At 40.7% G+C, this 11,966-nt stretch carries 7 protein-coding genes; 5 read left to right on the top strand and 2 right to left on the bottom strand.

Features of this window, described 5'->3' with window-relative positions; genetic code table 11:
- Nucleotides 1-272 precede the first annotated feature (272 nt).
- The 4 genes from gltB (at nucleotide 273) to CWC02_RS01245 (ending at nucleotide 7,335) form a co-directional block, all read left to right on the top strand.
- Nucleotides 273-4,730: a glutamate synthase large subunit gene (gene gltB, locus CWC02_RS01260; protein WP_138615991.1), complete on the top strand. Its 4,458-nt coding sequence runs from the start codon at nucleotides 273-275 to the stop codon at nucleotides 4,728-4,730.
- 9 nt (nucleotides 4,731-4,739) lie between these two features.
- A complete protein-coding gene (locus CWC02_RS01255; RefSeq protein ID WP_138615989.1) occupies nucleotides 4,740-6,155 on the top strand; it encodes a glutamate synthase small subunit GltD family protein in 1,416 nt (471 codons plus the stop codon).
- A gap of 262 nt (nucleotides 6,156-6,417) precedes the next feature.
- On the top strand, nucleotides 6,418-6,630 hold the full coding sequence (locus CWC02_RS01250) for a hypothetical protein (protein ID WP_228290467.1): 213 nt from the start codon (nucleotides 6,418-6,420) through the stop codon (nucleotides 6,628-6,630).
- Between the two features lie 12 nt (nucleotides 6,631-6,642).
- Complete coding sequence (locus tag CWC02_RS01245; protein WP_138615987.1) at nucleotides 6,643-7,335, top strand: response regulator; 693 nt, start codon at nucleotides 6,643-6,645, stop codon at nucleotides 7,333-7,335.
- On the opposite strand, the gene CWC02_RS01240 is transcribed toward CWC02_RS01245, so the two are convergent.
- Together CWC02_RS01240 and CWC02_RS01235 are read right to left on the bottom strand one after the other, a co-directional pair.
- On the bottom strand, nucleotides 7,328-7,816 hold the full coding sequence (locus CWC02_RS01240) for a hypothetical protein (RefSeq protein ID WP_138600461.1): 489 nt from the start codon (nucleotides 7,814-7,816) through the stop codon (nucleotides 7,328-7,330). The two genes, CWC02_RS01245 and CWC02_RS01240, sit on opposite strands and share 8 nt — an antisense overlap.
- Nucleotides 7,817-7,882: 66 nt before the next feature.
- Nucleotides 7,883-9,925 (bottom strand): ATP-binding protein, encoded by a 2,043-nt coding sequence (locus CWC02_RS01235; protein WP_138615985.1) that lies wholly within the window; start codon nucleotides 9,923-9,925, stop codon nucleotides 7,883-7,885.
- A gap of 334 nt (nucleotides 9,926-10,259) precedes the next feature.
- Here CWC02_RS01235 and CWC02_RS01230 point away from each other — a divergent pair, with 334 nt between their 5' ends.
- Nucleotides 10,260-11,855 carry a hypothetical protein gene (locus CWC02_RS01230; protein WP_138615983.1) on the top strand — a complete coding sequence of 532 codons (1,596 nt, stop codon included), beginning with the start codon at nucleotides 10,260-10,262 and terminating at the stop codon, nucleotides 11,853-11,855.
- The last annotated feature ends 111 nt before the right edge of the window (nucleotides 11,856-11,966 follow it).

The raw sequence follows: 11,966 nt of genomic DNA, 5'->3' as shown, positions 1-11,966 counted from the left end.
TTACGTTAACGTAAATCGGCGGGTTTTTAGATTGTTTTTTACAAGTTGTTAAATTTGACACCAGTGTCATAAAAAAATAACGGGTAAAATACGACTAAATGTAAAAAAATAGCATAGAATTTAAAAAGTACCTTAAGTGAGAAATATTCATGAATATGAATATGTATTCAAAACTCTATTGACTCATGAGGTATTTGGCGATAGTTTTGTTCGTCTGCTAGCACTGTCACAAAAGACTGAACCGCTAGTCGTTGTAGCAAGGGGAGGGGTCTATGTTATACGACTCAAAATTAGAAAAAGATAATTGTGGCTTTGGCTTAATAGCCCAGGTCAATGGTCAGGCGAGTCACCGCTTGATTCGAACAGCAATCACTGGCTTAGATCGCATGGAGCACCGTGGGGGTATTTCTGCAGATGGTAAAACAGGTGATGGCTGTGGTTTATTAATGCAAAAACCTGATAGCTTCTTTCGTGCTATTGCCAGCGAACATGATTGGCACCTAGGAAAGAACTACGCCGTTGGCATGGTATTTTTAAATGCCGATCCTGTACTTGCGCAAACAGCTAAAGATGTGTTGAGTGAAGAACTCGAAAAAGAAACCTTGAGCATTCAAGGCTGGCGCGTAGTACCTACCGATGCGTCATGTTTAGGGCCAATTGCAAAAAAACAACTACCCGGCTTTGAACAAATTTTTGTAAGCGCACCAGAAGGCTGGCGTCCAAAAGATTTAGAACGTCGCTTGTATGTAGCGCGTCGTCGTGCTGAAAAACGCCTCGAAAACGATGAACATTTTTATATTGCCAGCTTATCTGGTTTAGTTACTGTCTATAAAGGCTTAATGATGCCTGTAGACCTACCTAACTTTTATTTAGACCTAGCTGACATCCGCATGACCAGTGCGATTTGTGTATTCCACCAACGTTTCTCTACTAATACACAACCTCGTTGGCCACTGGCGCAACCATTCCGCTATCTAGCACATAATGGTGAAATTAATACGATTCAAGGTAACCGCCAATGGGCTCGTGCCCGTGCGTATAAGTTTGCCTCACCACTTATTCCTGATTTGCAATCAGCAGCGCCTTTCGTGAACGAAAGCGGCTCAGACTCTTCTAGCTTAGATAATATGCTTGAGTTGTTCTTAGCCGGTGGCATGGATTTATTCCGTGCAATGCGTATGCTTGTGCCGCCAGCATGGCAAAAAAACCGTGCTATGGATGATGACCTACGTGCATTCTATGACTTTAACTCAATGCATATGGAACCATGGGATGGCCCAGCTGGTATTGTCATGTCTGACGGTCGTTTTGCTGCTTGTAACCTTGACCGTAACGGTTTACGCCCAGCGCGTTATGTAATTACCCAAGATGGTTTTATTACCCTTGCATCAGAAGTCGGTATTTGGGACTACGCGCCAGACGAAGTGGTTGAAAAAGGCCGTGTTGGCCCTGGTGAGTTATTAGTTATTGATACTCATCAAGGTAAAATTTGGCATTCAGATGAGATTGACCAAGATCTTAAGTCACGCCATCCATATAAAGCATGGCTTGAAGCAAACGTTAAGCGTTTAACGCCATTTGAACAGTTATCTGAAAAAGATGCGGGTAACCGTTCTTTTGATGACGAAACACTGCTTAAGTATCAAAAAATGTTTGGCTACACCAACGAAGAACTTGATAGCGTGATTCGTGTAATGGGTGAAAATGGTCAAGAAGCAACAGGTTCAATGGGTGATGACACGCCATTTGCGGTACTGTCAGAAGGCCATCGCTCACTGTTTGATTACTTCCGACAAAAATTTGCGCAAGTAACCAATCCACCAATTGACCCACTTCGTGAAAATCACGTTATGTCACTGGCAACCTGTATTGGTAGTGAGCAAAACGTATTTAACGAAACAACCGGCCACGCTAAGCGTTTACAGTTTGATACGCCGATTTTGATGTACGCTGATATGCAACAGCTGATCAATGCTGACGATGAGCATTACAGCTACTGTAAAATTGATATCACTTACACACAAGAAGAAGGCTTAGAAAACGCAATCACACGTATTTGTGATGAAGCACAAGAAAAAGCAGCGTCAGGCTGTGTCATGCTTATTTTAAGTGATCGTAACTTTAGCGAAACGCATTTACCGATCCCGGCTGCGATGGCGGTTGGTTCAATTCAAAGGCGTTTAGTCGATAATAACTTACGTTGTGAATCTAATATCATCATCGAATCGGGTAGTGTCCGTGATGCGCATCAGTTTGCGGTATTACTTGGTTTTGGTGCAACGGCAATTTATCCGTACCTTGCATATGAATCATTAGTTGCAATGAGTGACAAAAAGATTTTAAACAAGAGCTATTGCGAAGTAACGCTTGCTTATCGTAATGCGATCAACAAGGGTCTGTATAAAATCATGTCGAAAATGGGGATCAGTACTGTCGCTTCGTACCGCTGCTCGATGTTATTTGAGGCAGTTGGTTTATCAGATGCGGTTGTAGAAACCTGCTTTAACGGTGTAGCTAGTCGTATCAAAGGGGCGTGTTTTACTGATTTTGATGATGACCAACGTAAACTTCATAAGCTGGCATTTAGTAAACGTAAGTTATTAAGCCATGGTGGCTTACTAAAATATGTTCACGGTGGTGAGTACCATGCTTATAACCCTGATGTTATTCAAACACTGCAAAAGGCAGTGCGCTCTGGGGATTATAAAGACTACTTGGCTTATGCTGATTTAGTAAATAACCGCCCGATCACCAATTTACGTGACATGTTGGCGGTGAAAATTCCTGATAGCGGTGTGAGTGTTGATGACGTAGAGCCAGCAACTGAGCTTTACAAACGTTTTGACTCAGCAGCAATGAGTATTGGTGCATTATCGCCAGAAGCACATGAAGCACTCGCGATTGCAATGAACCGCTTAGGGGGTTGTTCAAACTCTGGTGAAGGTGGTGAAGACAAGCTTCGCTACGGTACAGAGAAAAACTCACGTATTAAGCAAGTTGCTTCGGGCCGTTTTGGTGTTACACCACATTACTTACGTAGCGCTGATGTCATTCAAATTAAAGTGGCGCAAGGTGCAAAACCAGGTGAGGGTGGTCAATTACCGGGTGAAAAAGTAACGCCGTATATTGCAAAATTACGTTACTCAGTGCCAGGTGTGACCTTAATTTCGCCTCCGCCGCATCACGATATTTACTCGATTGAAGATTTAGCCCAGCTTATTTTCGATTTAAAACAAGTAAACCCAGATGCACTGATCTCGGTGAAACTCGTTTCTGAGCCGGGTGTAGGTACTATCGCAACTGGCGTAGCTAAAGCCTATGCAGATTTAATTACCATTGCTGGTTATGACGGTGGCACAGGTGCAAGCCCGCTTACCTCTGTTAAGTATGCAGGTAGCCCTTGGGAGCTTGGTCTTGCTGAAACCCAGCAAGCGCTGGTAGAAAATGGTTTACGTCACCGTATTCGTTTGCAAACAGATGGTGGTCTTAAAACGGGTCTAGATATCATTAAGGCGGCTATTTTAGGTGCTGAAAGCTTTGGCTTTGGTACTGGCCCTATGGTGGCACTTGGTTGTAAATATTTACGTATTTGTCACTTAAACAACTGTGCGACTGGTGTTGCAACGCAAGACGATACGCTGCGCCAAAAGCATTATCATGGCCTACCAGAAATGGCGATGAACTATTTTAAGTTTATAGCCGAAGAAGCTCGCCAAATTATGGCAAGTTTAGGTGTAACTCGTTTAACAGATTTAATTGGTCGTTTGGACTTACTTGAAGCAATCGAAGGCAACACAGAGAAACAAAAGAAAGTCGATCTGTCGTCTGTGATTGCTGTGCCTAACAACCCAACGGGTGAAACACTGTATTGTAGTGCGCCAAATAGCTCACACTACTTAGGTCAGCTAAATGAAACCTTGCTTGAAAAAGCTAAACAAGCAATTGATGAAAAATCAGGTATCTCACTGGTTAACCGTATTTGCAATACAGACCGTTCAGTGGGCGCTATGTTATCTGGCTATATCGCTTCTAAACACGGTAACCAAGGTATGGCTGCTGATCCTGTCTCTGTTGAGCTTCATGGTACAGCGGGTCAATCATTTGGTGTATGGAATGCAGGTGGCCTTGAAATGACACTGGTTGGTGATGCCAATGACTATGTTGGTAAAGGCATGGCTGGCGGTAAGCTAGTAATTCGCCCACCGCTGGGTTCATCTTTTGAAAGTCACAAAGCGACCATTGCCGGTAATACCTGTTTATATGGTGCAACAGGCGGTAAGTTATTTGCTGCAGGCTGTGCCGGTGAGCGTTTTGCAGTGCGTAACTCGGGCGTACAAGCGGTTGTAGAAGGTGTTGGTGACAACGGCTGTGAATACATGACAGGTGGTGTGGTTTGCGTACTTGGCAAAGTGGGTATTAACTTTGGCGCAGGTATGACAGGGGGATTTGCGTATATTCTTGATGAAGGCAACGACTTTGAAAAACGCATTAACCCTGAGCTTGTTGAAATTGTTACCCTTGAAGGGTTGGCGTCGCATCAAGAACATTTACGCGGACTCATCGCTGAGCATTTAGAGCTTACCGGCTCAAACCGCGCTGAGCAGATTTTAGCTAACTTCGATTTATACATGCCAATGTTTAAATTAGTTAAGCCAAAGTCTAGTGATGTAAAAAGTTTACTCGGACACCGAGCGCGCAGCAGCGCAGAGCTTCGTGTTCAGGCTCAGTAAGGGGGTAGTATGAGCGAAAATGTATACCAGTTTATCGATGTACAACGTGTTGATCCGCGCAAAAAGCCAATTTCAGCACGTAAACAATCTTTCGTAGAAATCTACGAGCCGTTTTCTGAGACACAAGTTAACTCACAGGCGGATCGCTGTTTAGATTGTGGTAATCCATACTGTGAATGGAAATGCCCAGTGCATAACTATATTCCACAATGGTTAAAACTCATTCGTACTGGCCGTATTTTAGAAGCGGCAGAGCTGTCTCACCGTACAAACAGCTTACCAGAGGTGTGTGGTCGAGTGTGCCCACAAGACCGCTTGTGTGAAGGCTCTTGCACACTTGAAGAAGAGTTTGGTGCTGTCACTATCGGTAATATCGAAAAGTACATCACTGATACGGCATTTAAAATGGGCTGGAAACCAGATATGTCGTATGTGGTATGGTCTGACAAAAAAGTGGCTATCATAGGTGCTGGCCCTGCTGGTTTAGGTTGTGCGGATATTTTAGTACGTAACGGTGTTAAGCCTGTGGTGTTTGACCGTCACCCAGAAATCGGTGGCCTTCTTACGTTTGGTATTCCTTCATTCAAACTTGAAAAAGAAGTAATGCAAAAGCGTCGTGAAATTTTCACGGAAATGGGAGTTGAGTTTAAGCTAAACACTGAAGTTGGCGTTGACATTACCCTTGATGAAATTTTGGCTGAATATGATGCCGTATTCTTAGGGGTGGGTACCTATCAAAGTATGCGTGCAGGCCTTGAGAATGAAGATGCAGAGGGTGTGTTTGATGCACTGCCGTTTTTAATTGGTAACACTAACCGTGTTATGGGCTATGCAGAAGACAAGCAAGCTTATATCGATATGGCGAACGAAAAAGTTGTCGTGTTAGGCGGTGGTGATACAGCAATGGACTGTGTGAGAACCTCTATCCGACAAGGCGCTACACAGGTTACCTGTGCGTATCGTCGTGACGAAGAAAACATGCCAGGCTCAAAGCGCGAAGTTAAAAATGCTCGTGAAGAGGGCGTTGAGTTTACCTTTAACGTTCAGCCAAAAGGCATTGTGGTTGACGAGCAAGGGAAAGTTGCTGGTGTTAAGATGGTGAAAACCCAACTTGGTGAACCGGACGAAAATGGTCGTCGTCGTGCTGAAGAAGTTGCGGGTTCTGAGCATGTTATTGAAGCAACTAAAGTGCTCATGGCGTTTGGTTTTAAACCTCATAAAATGGATTGGTTAGAACCGTACGGTGTTGAAATCAATCATTGGGGTGGTATCAATGCACCAGAAAAAGGTGAATTTACTCACCAAACAACCAACCCTAAGATTTTTGCCGGTGGCGATATTGTCCGCGGCTCAGATTTAGTGGTAACGGCTATTTTCGAAGGCCGAAATGCCGCAGAAGGGATTATGGATTACTTAGACGTTTAATTCTAAGGCGCCATTCAACACTTTTAAAAGCAAGCTACCGAGCTTGCTTTTTTATTGCCTATCATTTTATTGATACGAAAATTTAACCTAGTTTTAGAAAAATAATGAAAAAATAGCGCTTATTACCTAAAATTTAGGAATGAATCTAACTGTTGAACAGAAAAAATTCATTATTTCGTACTAACTCCATATTTGCTCCATATTGTTGCGTTTTAATATTTAGTAGAGGCAGAAGCCCATCTTAATATTTGATGCTAACAACATGGATAAAAAGAAAATGTTTTGCGAACACACAAATGACGAGCAGTTAAGCTTTTTTCAGCCAAATTCGAAATCTGAAAATGATTTACTCAATGAGGTTATGAATAGTGAAGATCTGCACGATATTCTGACTATGGTTTTATTAGATGAAACCTTATCAGATACGCTTAAAGCGATGGTGAAGCAACAACTTAGAACAATAAAAAAAATATAAACGGAAATAGAAATGCCGCAGATATTAGTCGTTGAAGACGACTTAGATATTGCAGAACAAGTGCTGTTGTTCTTCAATGCATCTGGCTTTACCACTCACCACATCACTGATGGCAGTGCTGTGATGTCGTGGGTTAAAGAAAAGAATCCGGATGCGATAATTTTAGATGTAATGTTACCCAATTTAGATGGCGTGGAGTGCATGAAGCAGATCCGCGCTTTTTCTATGGTGCCGATTATTATGGTAACCGCGAAAGTCGAAGAGGCTGACAGGTTAAAAGGATTGGAACATGGTGCCGATGACTATGTTTGTAAACCTTTTAGCGGTGCAGAGCTGGTGATGCGTGTTAAAGCTATTTTAAGGCGTTGTGCGTCAGCACCTAGTACCGATGTAGTAGTGCAAGCGACTGATGCAATTTGCTTAATAGAAGATGCGCTTGAAGTTGAAATTAAAGGTGTCTCTTTAGGTTTAACAAAAGTGGAATTTGACGTATTTAAACTTTTGTACAAAGCCCCAAAGCGTGTTTTTTCTAGGCAGCAGATACTTGACCATATCCAACCAAACAACTTTGATATTACCGATCGGGTAATCGACAGCCATATTAAAAATATTCGCAAAAAGCTTAAGAGTTTAGATTTCTCTCCTAAGATAGTCGCTTCCGTTTATGGTGCTGGCTATCGCTATGATGAACGTCAAATCAATTGATTTGGCGTTCATCGCTTTCTAAATTACATACTGTTCGATCACCTTTTCGAATCGAATGGCTAAACACATACACTGATAATTCCCTCGTTTTGATATCTTGCCAAATGCGTTTGCTAGCCACAGGGCATAAAGCGTAATGTAAATATTGACTCAAAGCTTCACCTTCTAGAGCAATTTTGCTTGGCGTTTGCACATACACCTGAATTGCATCAGATGAGTAGTTAATTTTATTTAAGCGCCATTGCCCCAGTAAAAACTGTTTGGCAAAAAATTGCGAGATACGCTGTTTCGCCGCTGCAGATAACGGTGGATACTCTTTCGGTTTTTCATAGCTCGCATAATAAAACCCAGCACTCAATAGCACACAAGCAAGCGCGGCGCAGATAGGAAGAGGTGATTTTTTGGTTTTTTTAACTTTGCTTTGGCGGTGTTTACGCTCAACAGATTTTGCCCATTGAGCATGCTTTAATGACTCTGACATGGTTCCATTCCACAGTAGTTTATTATGCTATTTAAGCAATAAAATATGGTGGAAAAATGGAGAAGCTTATTTATTGCTTAAAGGCAGTAAAATTCGGATACATAATCCACCCGACTTACCCGGTAATGCACTGATACTGCCAGACATTAATTCGACAAAACTCTGGCAAATTGATAGCCCCAAACCTGAGCCTCCTGATGCGCGGCTTCGAGATTCTTCAACACGATATAAACGGTCAAAGAGTTTGCCTATATGGGCTTTACCTACACCCGGAGAAGTATCATCGACTTGAATAAACAGCTCTTGCTTGTTAGTTCTCACTTTGAGCCGAACATGACCAGGGCTGTCGGTATATAGGCAGGCATTAGTAAAAATATTATTAAGGATCTGATCGAGCTTTTGTTTATCTACCGTGATCTCTACATCTTTAGCAATAATAATGTCTGAAAAAAATGTCAGGTGGTGGCTGCGAACATAATGACGCATGTCTTGCTCGTACTCAGCAAAGACATTTGCAGCATTTAAGCGTTGGAGATTTAGCGCGAGAGTCTTGTTTTCTGCTTGAGATAACTGATACACATCTGAAATTAGGTTGTTAAGTTGCGCTATTTTGCCATTAATTTTGCTATAGGCTAGATCGCGGTTTTCTTGAATATCGAGCTCAAGTGCTTCTATATGCAGTTTTAATACGCTTAAAGGGGTGCGTAATTCATGGGATATATCAGCAAGCATTTTGTCTTTTTCAAGCAGGTTATATTGATAAAGTTTTGCTTTAAATAGCGCTTTTCGATGCTTGAAGTAATAAAGCACGAGCGCAAGAGTCGTGAACAACAAAACAATACCCGCAGACAATAACCAAATCTGTTTTTCTAGTCGTTGGTTATTCATTTGTGCAGTAGTGAGCTTATTTTTTTGCACTTCATCATCAATACGTTGCTGTTGCTCGATTGCTGTTAATTGCTTTTTGTTTTTTTCAACGGCTTGATTTAAATGTTCTTCAAACAAAGACTCGGCTAGTTTATTTTCAAGCTTCAATTGCTCAGTTGCGAGTTTGTAGTCACCGATAAGTTCGGCATAAACTGCGGTGTAGCCATGCAGCTTTTTATTTAGTAACCGATTATCAATTCCTTCGATAAGTTCTTTTGAACGACTCAAATAGAGGTCAATCAATTGTGAGTTCTTAAGTGGCAGGTGGAGTTCAATTAAATTGAAATATGAATATATTTGACTCAATGCTGAGCCAGATTTAAGTGCTGCTCTGAGGCCTGAATCTGCACTACTTAAAGCCATATGTTTATTTTCGAGCTTTAAATATAGTTGCATTAGCGTATGCTTTGCTGTTGCCATTCCTTCATAAGCATTTAAATCAGCTAAGCGTGAGTAGGCATTTTTTAATAAGGGTAAAGCTTGCTCATAGTCACCACGTTTATAAACTAACTTTGCCAACTGTAAGCTGGTATCTGCAATGTTTATTTGATTTTTTGTTTTAATATCAAACTCAAGTGCTTTTTTGTAGAAGTATTCAGACTGAGCAAGATCATCTAGGCGATGAGAAAGGTTTGCTAAATTATAAAAATTGGTGGCGATTAACTCATTATCTTTACTGCCAATTAAAAGCTTTTGTGCTTTTAATTGCTGAAACATAGACTGGTCTAGATCATTCAACGTGTCATATAAGGTACCCAGATTACTATGGCTTTGTGCCTGTTTGTTTTTATCCTTTAACTCGTAAGCTAGTTTGAGTGCTGCCATATAATGCTGCTGAGCTTGGGTCGTTTTAACTTGACGTCTGTAATTGATACCAAGCTCTTTTTGGATTTGATAATGCTCTTCTTTGGATAACTCAGCAATATGCTGTAAAGGTAAAAGTAACTCTATTGCAGCCTCGTATTGCCCTTGTTTTCTTAATATGGGGGCTTTTATCAAATCAATCGTTGATTTTGCGACAGGCGTGTTCTTGCTTTGTAGTTGTTCAATTAACAATAGTGCTTTTTTTAGGTTTCCTTTCTGCTCTAAGGCAAATATTTCTTCTATCTGCGGTATGTGATCTGTATTAGCCATACAAGGAAGAGAAAGAAGAGCAAGAATTAAAGTTACAGTTAGCTTCATTAAATATTTCGGTGACCAAGTTTGCCGTTATGCTACTGAGAAAATGTGTGGAAAATATGGAGCAGTAAGAATATTAAAACATTGAGAATATAGAAAATCAGAAGTTATTAGCCATTGTCAATACTAAAGTGTGTTTTACATAATTGGTGCTAATTGTTATGTCTGTTTTTATAATAAATCGAGACAAATCAGTAATTTCTGATTGTGTTTGAACTGTAGCGAAATAAAATTATTGCGTACAAAATTTAAACGTAATGGCCTGATGCTAAAGCAGTAATTTAATTATTTTTATTAATTATTTTAGTTAGTCGGCCTAATTTTTAGGTGTAATAATATGAAAAAATCGCTACTTTCAGTTCTTGCAGTCACAAGTGCTTTATCTACAAATGTAGTCGCTAATGAATGTACGGGTGAGTTGTATGGAATTAATTCTGGTCGCGGCCATCTAGGCATTGTTTTTTCTTTAAATGAGCAAGAGCAAACAGCCGCTATTCACTCAAAAGCAAAGTTTTCTTCTGCTGCTATGGCCTATGATAGTGCAAGGGATCGATTATATTATGTTTCAGCTCCTCGACCGCTAACTTACAAACTTGATCCTAGTGATTTGAACTTATCTGAAGATGAGTTAAAAGATCTGCCAATTAAGGGGGCTAAATACAAATATACTCAGCTTGCTTATGTTGATATGGCAACTGGTGAACACACAGTAGTTTCTCGATCTAATCCAATGACTCGACTGGCTTATGACGCTAATACTGACATGATGTATGGCTCTAAAGGAAGCAAGTTATATACTGTTGATCCTGTATCAGGAAAAACTACATTACTTGGTAACTTAACTGGCTATGGCGACAGCTCAGATATTTTACGCGGTGATATGGTTTTTAAAGATGGCCAACTATTTTTGATCAGTGCTACGAGTATTTTTTCCGTTAATTTGAACACATTGGAGTTAACGAAAAAATCAGAGCATGGCTTAATTGCTGTTACAGGTGCTGCGCTTGATCAAAATGGTGAGCTATTAATTTCTAGAGAAATTATAAACGATCAAGGTCACTATAATACTACCAAGTTATATAAAGCATCGATTGAGACTGGCAAAACGTGTGCAATGGGAACCTACCCGATGCGCATAAATGATTTGGCGCTAAATACAGCAAAACCAGTTGCTTGCTATGCTCAAGCTACATGTAGTGTAGAGCCAGACTCTTTTGTTGTTACAAGTATTGATATGCAAAGAAAAGCAACGTGGCAAAATTATACACTAAATGGTCACTTGATGGATAAACCACTTGCGAAGCTTTTAAGTACAGAAAACTTTGGTGAACAGGGAACTGTTTATAAAACAGTATCTGTAAATCATGATTTTGCAGCGGCAAATTCGATTACTGAAGCTGCGATAGATGCTTATGGCACCGATGTTTTCTTTATTGGTAGTTTCCACAAAAGCGACTTCACAGACAGCGAATTAAATGAAGCTTACAACTGGTCTAAAAAGCAGGGAAATGTTGTAATCATCGCAGCAGATTCTGATATGCCAGATGAAAAAGTATATGCTAAATGGGGCTATACAGTAACTCGCAATGGTTATGTTGATGGTCCAAATACACAAAACCCAGAAGGAGTGGGTAGTGCAGCTCAAGAGGCAATCTTTGCAGGACCATTTGGTGAAGTATCTCGCTTTTTCCAAGCTGGTGGCGCAAAAGGCTACTTCTCTGAAATGCCTTCAGGGACTCAAGTCTTAGCTGTAAATCAGGATGGCTTGCCTACAATTGTTTTAGATGCTGCAACAGGCGACATAATACTTGCTGATAGCGGTATGCTGACAACACAAAATAAAGAAGACAACTTTACTGATGGTACCGAGGTATCGAGCATGTCAGACCGTTTATTTATGAACTTAATCAATTATGCGAGTGAAATCGATTAATTGTAATTTTAGACGCTAATTGAAATCGCGAGGCTTATGGCCTCGCGATTTTGTTTGTGAGTTTTATACCAATTTCGTTCAAAATTCTAAGGAGGATAGTAATAAAGTTGA

The organism is Pseudoalteromonas sp. S2721 (genome assembly GCF_005887425.1).
Classification (GTDB): Bacteria; Pseudomonadota; Gammaproteobacteria; order Enterobacterales; family Alteromonadaceae; genus Pseudoalteromonas; species Pseudoalteromonas simplex.
This window is presented reverse-complemented; position numbering and strand designations above follow the sequence as displayed.